The sequence below is a fragment of the Mesorhizobium sp. M0060 genome (genome assembly GCF_040323155.1).
Lineage (GTDB): Bacteria > Pseudomonadota > Alphaproteobacteria > Rhizobiales > Rhizobiaceae > Mesorhizobium.
Genome location: NZ_JAMYUP010000062.1, coordinates 1 through 18,406, shown reverse-complemented (window position 1 = coordinate 18,406; position 18,406 = coordinate 1). Strand labels below are relative to the sequence as shown.

The 18,406-nt window shown below is 57.8% G+C and carries 15 protein-coding genes and 2 pseudogenes; 10 read left to right on the top strand and 7 right to left on the bottom strand.

The window, feature by feature from the left end; translation table 11 throughout:
• Nucleotides 1-2 precede the first annotated feature (2 nt).
• From NKJ94_RS31395 to NKJ94_RS31370, 6 genes are all read right to left on the bottom strand, one after another.
• Nucleotides 3-461, bottom strand: coding sequence for a (2Fe-2S)-binding protein (locus NKJ94_RS31395; protein ID WP_352467057.1), 459 nt, complete (start codon nucleotides 459-461; stop codon nucleotides 3-5).
• A 237-nt stretch (nucleotides 462-698) separates the two neighbouring features.
• Nucleotides 699-995 (bottom strand): DUF4917 family protein, encoded by a 297-nt coding sequence (locus tag NKJ94_RS31390; protein WP_352530920.1) that lies wholly within the window; start codon nucleotides 993-995, stop codon nucleotides 699-701.
• Between the two features lie 676 nt (nucleotides 996-1,671).
• Nucleotides 1,672-3,087 carry a mannose-1-phosphate guanylyltransferase/mannose-6-phosphate isomerase gene (locus tag NKJ94_RS31385; protein WP_352530901.1) on the bottom strand — a complete coding sequence of 472 codons (1,416 nt, stop codon included), beginning with the start codon at nucleotides 3,085-3,087 and terminating at the stop codon, nucleotides 1,672-1,674.
• 55 nt (nucleotides 3,088-3,142) lie between these two features.
• Nucleotides 3,143-3,304: a hypothetical protein gene (locus NKJ94_RS31380; RefSeq protein ID WP_352479197.1), complete on the bottom strand. Its 162-nt coding sequence runs from the start codon at nucleotides 3,302-3,304 to the stop codon at nucleotides 3,143-3,145.
• Nucleotides 3,305-3,456: 152 nt separating this feature from the next.
• Entirely contained in the window at nucleotides 3,457-4,446 is a 990-nt protein-coding gene (locus NKJ94_RS31375; protein WP_352530898.1) for a nodulation protein NodZ, read from the bottom strand.
• A 388-nt stretch (nucleotides 4,447-4,834) separates the two neighbouring features.
• Entirely contained in the window at nucleotides 4,835-4,990 is a 156-nt protein-coding gene (locus NKJ94_RS31370) for a hypothetical protein (RefSeq protein ID WP_352530896.1), read from the bottom strand.
• A 1,090-nt stretch (nucleotides 4,991-6,080) separates the two neighbouring features.
• Here NKJ94_RS31370 and NKJ94_RS31365 point away from each other — a divergent pair.
• Both NKJ94_RS31365 and gmd read left to right on the top strand, forming a co-directional pair.
• Nucleotides 6,081-6,398, top strand: a pseudogene (locus NKJ94_RS31365) (nodulation factor ABC transporter ATP-binding protein NodI); the annotation flags it as partial.
• A gap of 131 nt (nucleotides 6,399-6,529) precedes the next feature.
• Nucleotides 6,530-7,600 (top strand): GDP-mannose 4,6-dehydratase, encoded by a 1,071-nt coding sequence (gene gmd / locus NKJ94_RS31360; RefSeq protein ID WP_023718702.1) that lies wholly within the window; start codon nucleotides 6,530-6,532, stop codon nucleotides 7,598-7,600.
• 124 nt (nucleotides 7,601-7,724) lie between these two features.
• Here gmd and NKJ94_RS31355 read toward each other — a convergent pair.
• A pseudogene (locus NKJ94_RS31355) lies at nucleotides 7,725-8,003 on the bottom strand (integrase core domain-containing protein); the annotation flags it as partial.
• Between the two features lie 1,318 nt (nucleotides 8,004-9,321).
• Here NKJ94_RS31355 and NKJ94_RS31350 point away from each other — a divergent pair.
• From NKJ94_RS31350 to dgt, 8 genes are all read left to right on the top strand, one after another.
• Nucleotides 9,322-10,020, top strand: a complete 699-nt coding sequence (locus tag NKJ94_RS31350; RefSeq protein ID WP_352530894.1) for a thermonuclease family protein — start codon at nucleotides 9,322-9,324, stop codon at nucleotides 10,018-10,020.
• Between the two features lie 248 nt (nucleotides 10,021-10,268).
• Nucleotides 10,269-11,855, top strand: coding sequence for a hypothetical protein (locus tag NKJ94_RS31345; protein ID WP_352530892.1), 1,587 nt, complete (start codon nucleotides 10,269-10,271; stop codon nucleotides 11,853-11,855).
• On the top strand, nucleotides 11,839-13,044 hold the full coding sequence (locus NKJ94_RS31340; protein ID WP_352530890.1) for a PAN domain-containing protein: 1,206 nt from the start codon (nucleotides 11,839-11,841) through the stop codon (nucleotides 13,042-13,044). The genes NKJ94_RS31345 and NKJ94_RS31340 overlap by 17 nt, the downstream gene beginning before the upstream one ends.
• Nucleotides 13,045-13,460: 416 nt before the next feature.
• The gene (locus tag NKJ94_RS31335; RefSeq protein ID WP_352530888.1) at nucleotides 13,461-13,793 is read left to right on the top strand and encodes a hypothetical protein; all 333 of its coding nucleotides are present in this window, start codon (nucleotides 13,461-13,463) and stop codon (nucleotides 13,791-13,793) included.
• 715 nt (nucleotides 13,794-14,508) lie between these two features.
• On the top strand, nucleotides 14,509-14,706 hold the full coding sequence (locus NKJ94_RS31330; protein ID WP_352530887.1) for a hypothetical protein: 198 nt from the start codon (nucleotides 14,509-14,511) through the stop codon (nucleotides 14,704-14,706).
• Nucleotides 14,707-14,734: 28 nt separating this feature from the next.
• Entirely contained in the window at nucleotides 14,735-15,409 is a 675-nt protein-coding gene (locus tag NKJ94_RS31325; protein WP_352530886.1) for a hypothetical protein, read from the top strand.
• 143 nt (nucleotides 15,410-15,552) lie between these two features.
• Complete coding sequence (locus NKJ94_RS31320) at nucleotides 15,553-16,338, top strand: abortive infection family protein (protein ID WP_352530884.1); 786 nt, start codon at nucleotides 15,553-15,555, stop codon at nucleotides 16,336-16,338.
• A gap of 173 nt (nucleotides 16,339-16,511) precedes the next feature.
• A complete protein-coding gene (dgt, locus tag NKJ94_RS31315) occupies nucleotides 16,512-17,855 on the top strand; it encodes a dGTP triphosphohydrolase (protein WP_352530882.1) in 1,344 nt (447 codons plus the stop codon).
• Nucleotides 17,856-18,406 lie beyond the last annotated feature (551 nt).

Below are 18,406 nucleotides of genomic sequence, written 5' to 3'. Positions count from 1 at the left end.
CCTCAAGTCTCCAGCCGGTTGGCGGTCTCGTGGATGGCCGCGCGGATGCGATGATAGGTGGCGCAGCGGCAGAGATTGCCGCTCATCGCCGAATCAATATCATCGTCCGTCGGCTTCGGCGTCTCTGTCAGGAGGGCCACGGCCGACATGATCTGGCCAGACTGGCAATAGCCGCATTGAGGTACGTCGAACTCGGCCCACACGGCCTGGACCGTTTCGCCGATCTTGCCCGACACGCCCTCAATGGTGGTGATCGAGGCTCCTTCGATGTCGCCGACTGCGGTCTGGCACGAGCGCGTCGGCATGCCGTTAACGTGAACCGTGCAAGCGCCGCACTGGGCAAGGCCGCAACCGAATTTCGTTCCTGTGAGTCCGATGCCGTCACGGATCGCCCAGAGCAGCGGCATCTCTGGATCGACGTCGAGTGTTCGCGCCTCGCCATTGAGGGTAAAAGCGACCATGGTTTGCTCTCCTTGTCCTGAGCTGGCTATCTCGTTGCGCCTCCGCCCGGCTAGGAACCGGATTCTTATTGCTGAGGCATAGCGACCACAGACTAGGATCGCGCAGCTCGAGCAACAAGCCGCTAGCCTGCAATCGCGAGATCGTGAAGTGGCTCGTGTCGAAAGGCTGGAGGCAACTGAATGTCATTTTTGGGCCGACCGGCCGGTCAGTTTCCGGCTCGATGACCTGGTTGGCAGTCATTCCGCTTCTAAGCCGAAACCCCAGACATGAACTGTAGCAGCATCATAAAAGACGACATCAAGCGGCGATTTTTCGTTGCGCTGCACCGCTAGCTCGTTCGCGTGGTTCATGATCCGCTGGTTATCCGCGGATGCTGGTTCACCATAGATGCCAACACAGAGCTTGCGAAACTTGCCACGCGCTATACGGTTAAGGATGTGGTCGTCATTCGTAGCGAGCGAATGGCCGAAAATGAAGAAGCAATGGCTGGCGGTCTTCACATTCGCGGTGAACTGCTTGAAGCCTTGGTACAGGTAGGCATTGTGACGGATCTTCGCCTTCTTCTGGGCGCTGGTGGGCTGATGAAGGGCGGCTTAGGGTCATGATTTCCGGTTCATCGCGCTGCAATGACCCATGAGTCACAGACGCTGCATTTCGCGCTAGACCGCAGCTGCGGTATTCTCGATCATACGCTCAGCCATCCTATTCGCACCTCGTTGCCGCCGTTCGCCGCACCTATCGATCGGAGGCCTTCCAGCCTCGCGATAGCCGCGCTATGTGGCTGCACACAACCTGACGACGAACAGGAGCAAGATTGGACACATGGAAGCCAGCACAAGATCGCCCTCCCCCTGTCCTTGCTCGTTTTCAACGAAAACAATCAAACTGAGTGCTGCGGGAATAGCGAGCTCGATTTGGCCCACTTCAGAGCGAAGTCGGCCATAAGCCATTGATATAATTTTGGTGGGCCCTGAGGGTGCTTGGAAAGTCAGAAATATCAAAGGCTATTCGACAGTGGGACTGTGTTGCGTTACTATGCTGTCCGGTCTTTTCCGGTTGATTTGTCCCACCCTGATGCCGATTGCGGTCATTCGCCGCTGCCTTGGTCAATTCCCGATTCCACAAGCATCCGGTCCTGAGTGGGCAGACGGCCTTCCCAGTGGTAATTAGTCAGCGACACGTTGACCGTTCTCGTCATGCGGGTGAAATCTACGTTCGACCATATACGTCGTCGAAGCGAACGATATCATCCTCGCCGAGATAATCGCCGCTCTGCACTTCAATGATCACCAGGTCAATTCTGCCTGGGTTCTCCAGCCGATGCTTATGGCCGCAGGGGATGTAGGCTGATTGGTTTGTCGCCAGGAACAACTCCTGCTCGCCATTGACGATTTTCGCGGAGCCGCTGACCACGACCCAGTGCTCCGAACGATGATAGTGCATCTGCAGGCTCAGCCGCCGACCGGGCTTCACCTCGATGCGTTTGATCTTGAAGCGCTCGCCTTCCTCAAGAACCGTGTAGGTACCCCACGGCCGGTGTACCGTGCTATGGACCAGGTGAGCTTCATGTCCTGAAGCCTTGAGGCCCTCGAACAGCTTCTTGACGTCCTGAACGCGGTCGCGCGATGCGACAAGCAAAGCGTCCGGGGAATCGACGATCACCAGATCGCTGACACCGACCGTGCCGATGACGCGCTTGTCGGAGCTCACATAGCTGCCGGTCGTGTCGACCATATGCACATCGCCGCGTATCCTGTTCCCGCTTTCGTCGGGGGCGATCAAATCGGCCATTGCGTTCCAGGATCCGATGTCGTTCCAATCCATGTCGCAGGCAACCACGGCAAGTTTGTTCGTCTTCTCCATGACAGCGTGGTCGAGCGAGATTCGCGGGGCGGAGCCGAAATGCTCAGGCGCGAGTTCGATTTTGGCAAAGCCTTCGCCTTGACTGAAGCGCCCGTTCTCGTAGCTGTCGGAGACGGCCTGGATCACCGCGGGGCAATGCGATGCCATCTCGTCGAGCATGGTTTGTGCGCTAAAGCAGAAAATGCCGGCGTTCCAGAAGAAGCGCTTGGACGCGACATAGGCTTTGGCCGTGTCCAGATCCGGTTTTTCAACGAAACGGACGACTTTTTCACCATCCGCTTCGATATAGCCGAATGCCGTGTCCGGTCTGGTCGGGTTAATGCCCAATGTGGCGATCCGCCCGAGCTTCGCATGTTCGATGGCCCGGCACATGACGTCTAAAAATGCAGGCAGGTTGCCAACCATGTGATCGGCTGGGAAGACGCATAGAATCGCGTCAGGGCCTTGCGTTGCCTTGGCATGGATGGCGGCTGCCGCAACGGCTGCGGCCGTATCCCGGCCTTCAGGCTCGAGCAGAAAGGTGCGTGGCAGGACCACGGAATCTAGTTCGTCGAACTCGTCCTTGGTAAGGAAGAGGTGTTCCCCAGATGTCACGGCGACGAGTTCCACTACGCCCTTTATCGAACCGACGCGCAGGACAGTGTGCTGAATGAGAGAATGTCCATCTGCTACTTTAAGGAAAGGTTTGGGGTGCGATTGCCTCGAAGCGGGCCATAGCCGCGATCCGGCTCCACCGCTGATGATGACGGGAACCACTTTCATTAAACAACCTCGATTTCGTCTCTGGACGTCATTGCCCGCGCCCTTAGCGTCAGCGTCACGACCGCCGTCGCTCTAGGATGGTCTTGCGGCGCTCCGAGTAACAGCGAAGTTCTGGCGCGTTGCCGGACGGCCGCAGATGAATGATCTCGTCATTCTGTATTCGTGCCCTAAGGCCGTTGGTTTCATCGACGTCGGCAACAGTCCCGAATGGAGCCAAGAACTGCTGCAGTGTGTCCGGATCCTCAAGCCTGCGGATCAAGCTGAGCAGCTGCGGGACATTTAGCGTATGCCATGGCCCGCCTCTCGTGGATTGCGGTCGATGTCTCTATGCCTGTTCGTTCCATTTGCCGAATTGCCCAGGTAGCGGTCTTAATCAAGATGAGAGATTCTTTGGCTGCCTTCTATCAAAATCAAACGACTTGGGTCCTTCAGATCGAACTCAATTACCCGCGGTACGAAAAGGCGTGCATATCGTGTAAAGGCGCTCGTCGGAGGAAACCGAACTACAGTATCGCAGCGCCCGAGAAGATACATCTCAACGAGGGCGGAAATTGCGCCGTCCATCCCAAGTGCTGCAGTGTGTAAGGGGCCGTCTTGATCGGATCGGAAATGCTTGGGGACGGTGAGAAGATCGGGAAACTTGGCCGACAGATGATCCAGGATTTGCGCGCTGTCCGTGCACAAGAACAGCCGCACAGGCTTGGGGTGCGGTAACGCTTTAGCCTTATCAACCGCAGTGCACACTTGTCGAACGGCGAACTCCGGATCGGCCCAGTAGGGCGCATGGTCCATGATGTCTTCACCGTTACCATGTCGAACATGAACCCCGATGATGCTGTGCCCCTCAAAACATTCTTGGTAAATGGCATCTATGCGTGTTTGAATTTCAGACCGAGGCTTGACACTCTGGAAGACCTGCCGCTCGGCATCCTCATCGCAGCGCCACATCAAGCAAGCGTCACACACTACTGTGTTCGCTTCGACATCGTGTTCGGCCTGAAAGAGCTCGCCCAACTCGTCGCGCTCTTGGAAAATCTGCTCATCTGGGCGGTAAAGGCAGTCGATCGCTGGCCTATTCCACCACTCCGGGAAGAATGGACCCGGGAAGGAAAAGTCGTTGATCCGGTCGTCGCAAATAGCCGGTACGCCAGCGATGTCATTGATCGGTTGGAAGAACACCGGAAAGGCATTTGTGAAGGGTTGGTCGAGATAGCAGGACCCGCGCCAGTCGACGGCTAGCGTTCGTCCCGACCGCTGAGCGTAGCGCCAAGCGGCCGCCAGCGACCACAGACAATCACCGAACCCCGTACGCCTCTGAGAGACGACGAACCTGCGCTTTACCAATCCACTGACCTGCATTTTCGGAAATCTCGTTTCAGAGACGAGGTTGCATCTGGCTTGGGATCTCTTAATCGATACTAGTCGACCGTTACGCCGGGCGATTTGGTAGAGGCTGCGCGTGGGGCAGAAGAGCTCCTCAGCACTGCCTATCCTTATCTCTGTGACGCTCGCAAATCTTGACGCCGGGTACACTCGCTTCCGGTTTAAATTCAGCGTTCTCTAATGCGCCCGGCGACATGTGTAAAATTGATTGCGTGAATGTGGCCCATCCATGTGATGGATACTAAGGCGTTCCTTGACCATGAGCCTCTGCTGACGTGGGGCCGCGCTTTGCTAAGCGAAACAACCGGTCGAGGCAGTCCACAAAGTCCCTTTTTCAAGTCCAATTCTTAACTGCGTCAACATGTCATTTGCGGGCGTTTCCTGAAGGACGGATGTGCAGGACCCGCCAGCCGTCGAATGTCAGGTGCAGGCCATCCACGTCATTTATGGCCATCATGGCGTCCGGTCCCATCGAAAGATGCGACACGGCGCCCTCTGACGCTTTCAAGTGCGCCAACATGGCGCAATTCCTGCCGGATTAGCTTTCGAGCCGGCTGGACTGAGCGACTGGCACGCGATGCTGTGCGACGATGGCCGGGAGAGGAATTTTGGCGTCTGCAGCCATGTGGAGGATCGTTCCGACGGTTCTGCGGGTTCTCGGTGTCAGAGCGGACACCTGTGCGAACCCGCTCTCGTCCGTTTTCGACAGGCCCTTGAGGTTCATGACCCTGTTGTTCGCCGAGATCACCCGCCAGTTCAGCGATCCAGGTGAAGATCGGCACGCCTGTCGATGCGGCGATCATCGCCTCGGCCAGCGAAGATGATGAAGAGGGCCATTGGGTCAAGTACAAGCGCCGACCAGCGTTTCATTGCTTCAAAGCCCATTTCGGTGCCTACGCCGATACGGCCCTTGTCGAGGAGATCGCCGTCACGGCGCCCACACCGAGGACGGCAACGCCGTTCCTGATGCTCTGCCCGACAATCCCGGCGAAGTGTTTGCCGACAGCGCCTACCGAGCCAATCATCTCGGCGGCGCGGGGCGCGCCAAGGGTGGAAGGCCGCGCATCGTCGCAACCGCTATGTGGGGGCGCGACGAGGCCGAGAGCTTGACGCCTGGAACCAACCGATCCACAGAATTTGTACTCGGATCGAGAAGATCTTCGGCACCTGTAGCCGGATGCGATGGCGAGGGCTGGCAAAGGCGGCCGTTCAAATTCGCCGCACTGCGATCGCCTACAGTATGAATCACAGTTTGATGGTCGCCTCGTCCCGCCCATCGTTGAAGCCCAGCCACCGTTTTCGGGCTAGCGCGCCCGAAATTCCTTGGAGGTCAATACGTAATGCCCTACCCGGCTTTTCGCCGCCGTCTCAGATGTGCGGTTCGCCCAAAGCCCCCGACTGCCACGAACTTTGCCTTCGCGCGGAGCGAAACCTCGCGCCCACGACTTTGTGCCGCCGATGTGCCGCGCTGCCCGTCAAACAATCCATTTTATGGATGCACCTCATCCAAACAATCGATTTCACTGATCAAAACAATTTCCATTAGAAGACGCTGAAGCAGGCAAAGATTACTTGGTCAGCGCAAAAGAGGGATGGTGGAGTTCTAGTGTGGCTTGGACCCACATGCTCGCCATTTTATCTGGGAACGGCTACGTGCCCTGCTGGCGCAGGGCAATACGATTCTACTGGCCACCAACTTCGTGGAAGAAGCGGAGCGGCTATGCAACCGACTGTGCGTGCTTGAGAACGGATGTAGAATCCCAGAAGGGCGTCCTAACTCGCTGATTGATGAGCAAATCGGGTGCCGACGTGATTGAAATCTATGTCGCTCACCCCGTGAGCTGAGTTCGGCACTCAGGCCGCATGTGCGACTTAGGCAGGTTAGCGGCGAGACTCTGTTTTGCTATGCCTCCAAGCAGGAGCAGGTATGCTCGCTGGCTGACACTGTCAATGACGAGCTCCGCGCCACATCTGTCGAAATCCTACCATAGGGTATGAGGCGGGCCGCCGGTGTGGCGAGCCAGATTCGAAACTTCAACTACCATAGAGCAGGAAGAAAATGGGCGAGAACAGGAAAGTTGCTCTGGTTACGGGCATAACGGGACAGGATGGTGCCTATCTCACGCGTCTTCTGCTGGAAAAAGGCTACGTCGTTCACGGGATTAAGCGACGTTCCTCTTCCTTCAACACGGGTCGCATCGAAGACATCTACCAAGACCCGCACGATCCCGATCCGCGCCTAATTTTGCATTACGGTGACCTCACTGATGCGACTAATCTCATCCGAGTAGTTCAGGAATCCCAGCCAGACGAGATTTACAACTTGGCCGCTCAGAGCCATGTCCAGGTGTCGTTCGAAACGCCGGAATACACAGCAAACGCCGACGGTATCGGAACATTGCGACTTCTTGAGGCGATCCGCCTCCTCGGTCTGAAGGACAAGACCCGCTTCTATCAGGCCTCGACTTCAGAGCTCTACGGCCTCGTGCAATCCGTACCGCAGAACGAAACAACGCCCTTTTATCCGCGCAGCCCTTACGCCGCCGCCAAGCTCTACGCCTACTGGATCGTGGTCAACTATCGCGAGGCCTATGGTATCCATGCTTCCAACGGCATTCTCTTCAATCATGAAAGCCCACTGCGCGGCGAAACTTTTGTGACGCGCAAGATCACCCGCGCCGCCGCTGCTATCTACCTCGGCAAGCAGGACAAGCTTTATCTCGGCAATCTCGATGCTCAACGCGATTGGGGCCATGCGCGTGAGTACGTGCGTGGTATGTGGATGATGATGCAGCAGGATCAACCGGATGATTACGTGCTGGCGACGGGCAAGACGACCCCTGTCCGCCAATTCGTCGAATGGGTTTTCGAAGATGTCGGCGTCGAGCTCGAATGGCGTGGTGAGGGAGTCGACGAAAAGGGCTATGATGTCGAGACCGGCAGATGCCTAGTCCAGGTAGACCCACGCTACTTCCGCCCCACGGAAGTCGATCTTCTCCTGGGCGATGCCACCAAGGCGAAGGAGAAGCTCGGCTGGGTGCATGAGACATCCGTGCGCGAGCTCGCCGCGGAAATGGTGCGGGAAGACCTCAAGGTCATGCAGACATCGGTAATCATGAAGGAAGCATAGTGTACGATCTGAAGGGAAAAGCCGTGTGGGTCGCGGGCCACAAGCATGGTGGGCAGCGCTGTTGTAGGCCGCCTCGCGTCTGAAGACTGCAAAGTTATGGCCGCCCTGACGTTTCCCCCAAATTTTATCCAGTCTTGAGTTCGTTTCCGCGGGTGGATTTGCCCTGATGGCCAGTGGACGCGACGGGTGCTGGCGCGGAGCGTTTCACGTTGCGCAGCGCGAGCGACCGTCGCGGGTTGAAGGTCGATGCACATTCGTTGGGTGTCTGCCATCCGATGTGCGAGTGCGGACGCGCGCCGTTGTAATCGGCGCGCCATACATTGAGCCTCGCGCGGGCCTGGGCCAGGGACGTGAACCGCGTCTCGTTGAGGAGTTCATCGCGAAGGGGGCCGTTGAAGCTCTCGCGTTAGGGTCCTAGCCAACCTCCGACTGTGAACTCGCGGAAGCGATTTACGGCAAGCGCACACAGCAGCTCGTCCACGGCGTTCGTACATGAAGTTTGGAAACTTATAATACTGGTACACACCTCCATGGGGGAACATTATCTCCAATATCTCAGCGATTACCGGATAGCTATCTGCCTTCACCTACCTCGGCCTAGTGCAGAATCTTGGCCGAATGAACTCGGCGCTCTTGCTGCACACCAATGGTCCGTCCCGCGCGAAGTGCGATCATACCGCCGCAGCTTACCTTCAAATCCGGCACTGGCGAGGATCTAGATCCAAGCCGACGGCGCCGGGGATCAAATAAAAAGCCGCCGACCGAAGCCAGCGGGCTTGATTGGGATGGCCCGCGCGGACGGTCAAGGCTGCGCCGGCCGACCATGGCGGAGGGACCACCTTGGTCAACGGCACGGCCCGATGACGGCGTGCCGATGTACCACAACATGCGGCGAGATAGAGCCTTCCGGCGTCGCGGAAAAAAAGCCCGCCGGTTTTGAGCCAGCGGGCAAGTTCTGGAGTGGCTGAGATCAACCCAGCATCAGTCAACGACCGGCGGAAGAGTTGGTTGCAGTGGATGCCAGCTAGCCGCAGCATGCTGTGAATCGTAGCAATGTGAAAAACAAAACTCTGGACTTCTAGGTCGGACTCGCCCCAATATTTGTTTGGGGGAATTCGCATGAAAATTGGAGCACTCATCGCAAGTGCAGCCCTGTGCGTCAGCGGCTGCTCTACGAGCGCTGTCGTGTCGGACAGCGATCTCGCGGCAATGAATACCGTTGCGCTATGTCACGTTCTCGCCAGCAGCACGGACGAACAGTATCGTAGCAGGGTAGCGGCCCTTCTAGTGCGCAGGGGCGCAACAGCAGAGAAGTGCACCAGGCTTGTGCAAACCGACAATGCTGTCGCGACAGGCATAGCGATCGCGGCTGTCGGCGGCGCAGTCGTGGGTGTCGCTGCCAACAACGGCTATGGAGGCGGAACATATTACCGGCCACCGCCACCACAAACCTATGGCGTCGCGTGGGACCAATTCTATGGCCAGAACTACAGCGTTATCTGGCGCTGCCGCGACCGGTCCACCGGGCGGTTCCTTGACGATTACTATTGCGCCGGCCTGCCATGGTCGACAGCGCATGGCCGGGCTGGTCGGCGTAGCGGATGAGCAGGCCATACCGCAAATATCGATCCAATCGGTGGCAGAGACCCACCGGTGCCAAGCTGTGGCGGCCCCAACTTGCGAGCGTGCCGGCAATGCTCGGTCTTACGGCAGCGGCGGCGGTGGCCGCCTTCCTGGCGCCGTCGGGCGCGCAACGTAGCGACGATGCATCAAAGGCCAGCCCACGAAGGGCGGCGCCCGCCTCGCTTTCCGGTGTCGCTTCCGTCATTGACGGCGATACGATCGAAATCCACGGCCAGCGCGTCCGTTTCAACGGCATCGACGCGCCAGAGAGCCGGCAGCTGTGCCGCGATGCGAATGGCGCCGAGTATCTTTGCGGCCGGCGATCGGCCGAAGCGCTGTACACATTCCTGGCCGCGTCGAGGCCGCTCGAATGCACATTCGTAACGTGGGACCGCTACCACCGCTTTGTCGGCGATTGTCGGCGCGCCGACGGCGCGGGCGTGGCCGCCTGGATGGTCGAGCACGGCCAGGCGCTGGATTGGCCTCACTACAGCCAGGGCGCCTATGCGGGGCAGCAGGCGCAAGCCCAAGCCTCAAAGATCGGCCTGTGGGCCGGGACGTTTCAGGCACCCTGGGAATGGCGCGCTGCGCACGCCGACGGCGCGGCGCCATCGACTCGCCCGCTGGGCATCATCAGCCGTAAGCTGGTCGCGCAGAGCGGCTATTCTTGCGAGCCGCGGAGAACGTGCAAGCAGATCGGTTCCTGCGACGAAGCCAACTGGTACCTGCAAAACTGCTCATGGGGCGGAAAACTCGATCGCGACAAGGATGGGATCCCATGCGAAACACTCTGCTAGCTGAAACGGAGTAAGCGCTACGGCCTGTTCGGCTTTCCGCTTACACCGATCCAACGAAGACCATGCATGGGCGACGCGGTCTGCTAACCCCATTTTTTGACGAGGTATTCTATATTCTATATCTGAAGGGCAGAAAAAGTTATTGCGACAATAGAGCGAAGACGCCTTAACTAAGACTTTCAAAACCGTTAAGTGTATGCTGGCAGGCGATCAAGGCGTGATGTTGCCCTGTCGGGGGGGCGAGTAAAATGCAGACTGTGATGAGTCAAAAGCTGGCAAGCTATGGCCAGTGGACCTACCGTGGTGCCTGGGCCCTAGAGATTGCGGCCGCAGCGATTGGTCTTACGACAGGTGTAGCATTAGGCGTACAAGCGTTTTCTGCAAGCGAGTCTGTCACTGCAATGGATTTGACGCTCGCCAGTGCACCCTTTCTCATGGTGGCAATCGCGGAGCTCACCAAGATACCGATAGCTACACTGCTTTTCAGCGCGTCTTGGCTCTGGAAGCCCATAATCTTGGTCTTCCTCCTCGTTCTGGCAGGCATAACCTTTGAGACGGTGTTTATGGGAATGGAGCGAGCGGGGGCTCTGCGCCAACTGCGTTACGAGGAACTCGTAAACAAAATCGACGCGCTGGACCAGGAGGCTATGAAGCTGGCCTCGGCCGACGAACTTGGCCGAAAATCCGATCAGGTCGAACAAGCGCGTTCCGAAATTGAGCAGCTTGCGTCTCTTGCGGAAAAATCCCGGGCGACCTTTCAGTCGCAGATTGCCGAGGTCAATGCTGAATTGGAGGGAACGACCGCCCTTACTCCAGAAGCGTCGCGCGTTCGCGACCAAGTGGAGGAAAAAAGCGGGGTTCGATTGGCGTTGATTCAGCAGCGCGACGGCGAAGCAAAGGAAGCCGTTGATCAGTTCGAGCGTCAACGCGACAGCTTTGTTGAACGTATCAAGATGGCGCGCGATTCCGGCGATAGCGACTCGGCACGCCGGCTAGAATCAGAAGTGGCGAAACTTGCTAATCCACGCACTAAAATTATAGCCAAGTTCGACACTCAGATAGAGCCGCTCGACCAAGAGGTCGCCGCCCTGCGTGCAGGTTTCGATCGTTTGCGGGCAAGCAGCCCTCCTATGACTGCCGACCAGAGGCAAAAACTTATGGATAGACGCTCGACGTTGGAACAGACGCGCGACAGTGATGCCGGGGCTTGGCAGCGCCGATTGGATGACGCTGGCAAACGGCTCGCAGAAGCGCAGGCCGCTGAGGCCAACAAGGCAAACATCTCGGCCCAAAACCAGGTCAGACAAGACCTGATTGCCAAGGAACTCAGCGGTTTGGAGAAGGAGCGGATCCCCATGGCGCGAACCGATCAGGTCCGGCGTATTGCCTCACGATGGTACGGGAGCAAACCGGAGTTAGTCACCGAAGCGCAAGCGGGAAAAATCTCTGTAATTTGGTTTGGGTCCCTCGCGCTCATCGCCGCACTCGCGGGACCAATCACGGCAACGGTGGCACTCGCTCTCCAGCGAATTGCCGCCCGAGAAGAGGATAATTCGAAGAGCAAGTTTTCCACACTGCTTCGCAGAATGCTTTTGAGTTGGCGCTGGCGGCGGGTTCGAACGGTCGAGGTACCGGTCGAAGTTACGGTAGAGAAAGAGGTTGAGAAGAGGGTAGAGGTGCCTGTCGAAAAAATCGTCAAAGAGATCCTCTACGTTCCGCTCTTCACCGACGACCCCGAAGTTCTTCGAAAAGCCCTGGACCAAGATTTGCCGCCTGAGGTCGCTGATCTCGTGACGGTATCAATGAAGGACCGCAAAAGTGCTCGTCAGGCATAACACCACGCTGCTTGAACAAGCCGTCGATCTCGCCGTCAAGAGGTCGGCAATTCCGACCCTGCAAGCTCAAGCCGCGGCTCAAGAGAAAACAGCTCGAGCGACCGCCATTCGCCGAATGGCGACAGGCGGGGCCATTGCAGTGGCGGCAGTCGGGATTGGGCTGGGCATCAAGCTTGGTCTCTGGGATAAGAACGTCCCCGAGCCAGTGATGTTGCCGAGGGTGGAGCAGCCGAGCGCGCGCACAGTCCCCAACGATGATCCCGCACCTATTCCGATTCCAACTCCAAAGCCTGCGCCGGAAGAAACGCCACGGGCTGATGTGCCTGCCAAGCCTGACGTGGTGACGGTCGACTTCAACAAGTTCGCCACCAAGAATGTAGAATTCAAAGGCAGCACCTGGGAGCTTATCTCGGGCCACCACTTCAAGGATGAGAACGACCAAACCTGGGACCGGGCTTGGTGCTATTCTCGCCGAAGTGTAAACGGCGTCGAAGTGAACGTTTCGTTGGCGACTCGATCTGCCCCGAGCTCGCCTCCCATCGGACCCGGCGCTGCCGTTCAAACGCTCCAGCTGATCGGTCTCAATGATTCGTCGGCTGTTGATCTGGCAACAAAGTGTGCGTGGCTGGATGGTCGCACATTTGCGTCATCAGACGTCATTCGTGACCAGTCTCGAGAACAAGCTAGTGCGTTACCCATACAAACTCCTGCACCTAGTGTCGATCCAGATAGCGGATTTGTGGTCGTGGCCGGGTGGGACGCGATCGGAAACGACCTGCCCGATATGCCAATGAGAAACGTGAGCTCCGAACAGTGTCAAAGTGCCTGCGACAGAGACTTCAAATGTTTGGCGGTTACCTACAACACGAAATTCCAAGCTTGCTTTATGAAAGGGGACGCATCGCTCTTGGTCAAAAGCGAAGAGTCCATCATGGCTGCCAGGAAGGTCGTCGAGGGCAATTTGCGCTACTCAAATTTGGTGTTCGCCATCAAAACGGAAATTTCTGGCAATGCCTATTGGACCTCTCCGCTCCGATATCCCGACTGCATATTGCAGTGCGCAAACGACAAATCCTGCTTAGGCTTCAATTTCCGGAAAAAAGAAAGTGCGTGTGTTCTTTTCAACAGCATAACCCAATCCGCTGATAACGCAGCGGTCGCATCTGGCGTTAAGAGCGTCGCCAACTAAAGTTGAAGCAAAGCACCTATCCTCAAGAGCGATTGAAGCCAGGCCACTTGTCAAAGAAGTGGGTAGCAAAATTCCACGATAACCTTGGGGTTAGCGGCAGGAATGTTCTTCGACCAAGCTCTAACAGAACGCAAAGTGGGGCCTACTGAGGCATCTCAGAGAAAGAATTGTCGTCGGCGCATTGCGGACACCGTCTGACTGAATGTCAAAATTTGCCGTTTCCTGCCCGGAAGGTTCCAAGCGGCGCTGACCGGTTAGCTGCCCTTCACCTAAGTCGGATGCTGCCGACTGGTCCCGGTCCATTGTCGTCATTCGACGCAACTTTCAGGCGACTTCCAGCTCGACCAAAGGCACGCGACCGATTGACTGTCTCGCGACGCTGATCCACCACTGCGATTACAATAGGGAGGACGACCATGGCGACCATTTCGATCAGCATTCCCACCGACCATGCCGGCGAGTTTCGGCAACTCTGGAAGGAGCTCAGGCTCGCTGACGCGCTCGATCTCCAAAATGATCTGGGTGATCCAATCGAGGTCGGCAACTTCGACGGTGCGAACCTTGTCCAGTGGGTCGTGGAGCTGAAGCCGATTCTGGTGCCGCTAGTGACTGCCTCGCTTACCTATCTGATCACATCGCGTGGCGAATTCGAATATGAAAAAGATGGCGAGAAGGTCCGCTTCAAGAATCTCAAGCCGTCGCAGGTAAAGGAGATCCTCGCGCTGCTCGACGCGCGCGACAAGCACTGAACCATGATCCCTCGTCCGGCTTGGCAGATAATCAAGCAGCGCCTCGGCCGCACGCCGGCAGGACGCGTTACCGCCTCCCATCGCGCTGCGCTCCATCGCCTGCGCGGTTTCCTTGCGAACCACTATTCCTGGACGCTCCACCATTTCGCCTTGGTGCCAATCAGCACTATGCAATGGTCGAGTGTTGTTATGAGCTATGAGGGTGTGCATGTCGCCTTCGTCGACATCGAGCAGGCCAATGCGCTCGAGCTACTGCTTTTGCGTGGCTTCTGGGGCGAACGACCTATCATCTCACATGTAGAATTCCTTATCCGGGCGGCCGAGGCGCTCTATGACGACGGCGATCTTGCGCTTGCCGCCGCGATGACCGAGCGCGCCAATGCGCGTCTCCCGCTTACAGCGCAGATCAGGGGGCGGGCAATGTCGTCCCCCGGCCCAAATATTTCGATGAGCAGCTCGTCGCTATCTTGGAAGCTCAATTGCTCCTCAGCTTCATCGCCGGCCACGAGGTCGCGCATATTCTGCAACAGGTCGAGGATGCGCCATCCTTCGAGATGTTCGCCTGGATTGGAACCGATATCAAGAACTCCGCTTCGACAACAGCGGGGATGGTCCCAAGCGCGAACGCTTCCTCCTGCCCGAGACACTCCAGAAGTTCGACGACAATGGCCGGCCCAATGGCGTCGCCACACTCGGCAGCAAGATGGGGCGGCGGATGCACGCGATGATATCGCGGCTGATTAGTGAGATCCAGGCTGACGGGCTCGGCCTGCTCGCAGCAAGCGATGCTGCGATCGAAGCCAACATCCCGGCGGATACGTTGTTCCGAATTCTTTTCATGGCACTCGAATACACCGAAATGTTGATGATGCTGCGCCGGCTGCTCCCGCGTCTGCCGCGCGATCGCCTATGAAGGCACCAACCTATTTGCCCGTCAGCTGATGCTAGTGCGACTAGTGCGCGGCATTCGCGACGGCGAGACTCTGGTTCCGAAGCCGATTCGCGCCTTTTGGAAAAGCTTCGATCCCGCGGTGCTCAAGCATTACGAGACGCTCGGGCGCGAAGGGCGGCTCGAGCAATATGGATTGCGATCAGCGGTCGCGGCCCGTGGCGGAATCGAAGTCGGCCTATTCGGCGCACTCGGCCAGCACGTGCCGGCAGCGGAGCGTATCAAAAAGCTGGGGCCGCTGCTGGCAGGTGGGCTGATAGTCGCCGAAGCGCATCGGGGCTTCGACGAAGCCTACTACCGGGCGGACGAGCATTTCGCCTGGGGCGGCGCTGAGGCTGAAGCCGACCCAGTTTTGATGGGCTTTGCCCATGCCCTTCAGGATATGGCCGAACTCGTGGCGACTGAGACGCGGCCCAAACACTATTTTAGCCGAGCCAGCGTGCTGCGCGACGGCAGCGATGCAGCCTTCGTGGAATTTCTGCGCTCGACGCGCTCGCAAGTTTTCCGGACGGAGATCAATCCAACTGGATGGCCGGGTTCGAGGAAATGCTGCGATCGTACCCATGACGCCGTCGTTGATAGTCGCGGCCGGGAGAAGATGGCTCCTGTGGGATCGAAGACGGGCTGGCGGCTCTCAGCGTCAGAGCAGCCGATAGCAGACGTTTAAGCCCGACGCGACGGACGTCGTAAGTTAGACCCGAGGTAGATGATTGCTTCTTCCGCGGCTCGCGACGAAGCAGATGCCGGGAAAGACTTCAGAACAGACCGTGCGACCTTGCGACCAGTCCCAACCCCGCCTAAGCATCGTCCATGATGTCACGCACCTACGAGCAGCTGATCCCTAGACGCCTACGCGATCCGTTCGAGAAGTCGCTCGCTCTGGATACTGGTTACGTCCTTGATTTTAACGACCGAACCTTCGCAGACTTCTTCTTCGAAGAGTTGGGCATCGACACCTCTGTCTCGAACCTCTTCGATGGCAGGGGAACGTCCAAGGCGAAGCGGCTCCGTTCGTTCATCGAAAGGGCGCCGGCGGGCGTAGTTGCGAAGGCGCTGCGCGAGCTATGGGAGTATCGCGAGTCCTTGTCGTGGCCGGGGGTCGGCATCAGAGACAGCTACTTTGCCGTTGTCGCGATATTTGAAGGCGCAAGCGATCACATCGACGCATCAGCATTTGAGGCGTTCGAACCTAGTCAAACATTGGACGAGCTGATTGCGGCGATCCGTCGTGATCTCGATGCGAAAAAGCCCCAAGCGGCGCTTGACCGTCTGCACACCTACTGCATGAAGCGGTTCGCTTCACTCGTGCGCAAGCATGGTGGTGGCGAGTGCGGGGAGAACGATGCGCTGCACGCCAGAGCTGGTCGATACGTTAAACTGCTTACTGCGCAGCGCAACCTGACCGAGATGTCGGAGCGCATAATGAAAAGCTCAATCAGCGTTCTCGAGTCGTTCAACACGATTCGGAACAACAAATCATTGGCACACGACAATCCCGACCTGATCCAACCCGATGAAGCGCGCTTCATCTTCGATAGCGTTGCTGCACTTCTGCGGTTCATCAAGGCGGTCGACGGTCGGTCGTTCGAGGACTGATCGGGGGCCGGGAGCGGTCTGCCGGCTTCAGCTCTGTTGCATCAGAAGCGGACTTCAGATCCGCGTCTGGGCGATCGTCCACCAACCGCCGGATCCAGACATTCGCTTGGCGACCCTCTCAGCACAAGCTACTGATTGGCATCGAAGCGCATTTGGAATTTGGGGCCAACAAAATGGAATGGGAAAAACTGCTGTGCAGCGAACGACTTGGCGACAAGCACTACGAGCCCAAGCTGAACCGTTCGATCTTCGTTCAGGATCATGACCGCATCGTTTTCTCTGCGCCATTTCGTCGGCTGGCCAACAAGACCCAAGTGCAGCCTCTTTACGAGCATGATCACGTGCATCACCGTCTGATCCATTCCGTCGAGGTCAGCAGCGTCGGACGATCGTTAGCTATGCGAATCGGTAGTTGGCTTGAGGAGACGCACCGGATCGCCAGCGGCGAGTCCAACAGCCTAGCGAACATCGTTCAGGCAGCGTGCGTCGCCCACGACATTGGCAACCCTCCCTTCGGTCACTCCGGAGAAGCGGCGATGGGTGACTGGTTCGCGGAGAAGTTCAACGATGCCAAAGGGGTGATGGCAGGGATAGAGGAGCAGCACCGCACCGAGTTCATGAAGTTTGAAGGGAATGCGCAGGGGTTTCGAATTGTTGCCCGGCTCGAGATGTACCGCAACGACGGCGGCATGCGACTATCCAAGGCGACACTTGGGGCGTTCACCAAGTACCCGGTCACTTCTGCCGCTCGCGAGAGTGTCGTCGCCAGAGGAGTTGCGCCATATGTCGGTCTCAAGAAGTTCGGCATCTTCCGTTCCGAACTCGAGCTGTTCAAGGACGCAGCGGCTTCGCTGGGACTCCCCGAGGAAGGGGCCCGAGCCGGGAACTGGTGGCGGCGACATCCCTTGGTCTTCATCGTCGAAGCCGCAGATGATATCTGCTATAACATCGTCGATCTTGAGGACGCTTTCACGACCGGGGAGCTCCCATTCGACACGGTCAGGGACCTGCTACACGAGGCTGCCAACAACCCTAACCGCGACGTGAGCGGCCTTAACCAGGCCGAGCACATCGCATTGCTGCGGGCTTTGAGCATTAATGTCGCAGTTGAGAGCTGCGTCCAAGCCTTCAAAGCCAACTACGACGCCATCATGGGCGGCACGTTCTCTAATTCCCTAGCCGATACCGGATCCATGGTTTCCGTCTTCGCTAAAATGAAGGCCCTTTCTCGTGACCAGGTATTCACCGCCCGGAGAAAGACCGAGTTGGAGGTGTCCGGTCGGCGCGTTATTGGCAATGTCATGTCAGGTGTGCTTCCCCTATTTGAGAATCTTGCCAACGCCAGGTGGAATCAGGAGAAGCTCTCCGACCATAATCGGCAACTCGTCAGGGCCCTCGATCTAGACTTGCGGAACATTGCCAATGCCGAGCAAGCGCTACACGCCCTTGCCGACTTCACGTCGGGGATGACCGATCGATATGCCGTGAGGATCGCCAGGATGCTCACCGGCATATAGGCGACGACAGGCGCGCGTCATATGTGTGAGCGACGAAGATCTTCGACCGATCATTCCACCGGCGCGGTTGGCGGTCGAATAGGTCCTGGAGGGAGCAGAAGAAATGTTCGCTAACGGACCGCCACACCCGATCCGAGCATGGCGTCCGCCTTCATTCGATCATGGGACGTGTGCGAAATTTCTGCTTGCAGGACGCCAAAATGGCAGAAGCGGACACGCGCCCGACCCGTTGAGCGGCGCAAGAGAGCTAACGCTTCTGATCATCGCCAAAGCTCCTGTCGCTTCGCTTGGAAACTCGTCGGTAGAATTGGTCGGATTCGCGACGTCGCCTAGGAGCTTTGCCGGCATCCTCTCAAGGCAGCAGTTCGGGCGAACCCAGTCTGAAGCGCGCTATCAGTGAATGAATGGCTGCTTTTGGGCAAGGCGACCATCACTTCGAACAGCCGATATTGCTGAAGGGTTTCGGGTGCCGTCAGGCGTACGAAAGTCTCTGATGCAGGAACCCGCGGGCCGCAGGCGATTGCCTATGGGGATTTGTGCCTCGGGGTGCG

Excerpts from the sequence above, each read along its gene's own strand:
- NKJ94_RS31395 (WP_352467057.1), bottom strand. The coding sequence starts at position 461 with ATGGTCGCTTTTACCCTCAATGGCGAGGCGCGAACACTCGACGTCGAT.
- NKJ94_RS31385 (WP_352530901.1), bottom strand. The coding sequence starts at position 3,087 with ATGAAAGTGGTTCCCGTCATCATCAGCGGTGGAGCCGGATCGCGGCTA.
- NKJ94_RS31375 (WP_352530898.1), bottom strand. The coding sequence starts at position 4,446 with ATGCAGGTCAGTGGATTGGTAAAGCGCAGGTTCGTCGTCTCTCAGAGG.
- NKJ94_RS31370 (WP_352530896.1), bottom strand. The coding sequence starts at position 4,990 with ATGTTGGCGCACTTGAAAGCGTCAGAGGGCGCCGTGTCGCATCTTTCG.
- gmd (WP_023718702.1), top strand. The coding sequence starts at position 6,530 with ATGGGCGAGAACAGGAAAGTTGCTCTGGTTACGGGCATAACGGGACAG.
- NKJ94_RS31345 (WP_352530892.1), top strand. The coding sequence starts at position 10,269 with ATGCAGACTGTGATGAGTCAAAAGCTGGCAAGCTATGGCCAGTGGACC.
- NKJ94_RS31335 (WP_352530888.1), top strand. The coding sequence starts at position 13,461 with ATGGCGACCATTTCGATCAGCATTCCCACCGACCATGCCGGCGAGTTT.
- NKJ94_RS31330 (WP_352530887.1), top strand. The coding sequence starts at position 14,509 with ATGCACGCGATGATATCGCGGCTGATTAGTGAGATCCAGGCTGACGGG.
- NKJ94_RS31325 (WP_352530886.1), top strand. The coding sequence starts at position 14,735 with ATGCTAGTGCGACTAGTGCGCGGCATTCGCGACGGCGAGACTCTGGTT.
- NKJ94_RS31320 (WP_352530884.1), top strand. The coding sequence starts at position 15,553 with ATGATGTCACGCACCTACGAGCAGCTGATCCCTAGACGCCTACGCGAT.
- dgt (WP_352530882.1), top strand. The coding sequence starts at position 16,512 with ATGGAATGGGAAAAACTGCTGTGCAGCGAACGACTTGGCGACAAGCAC.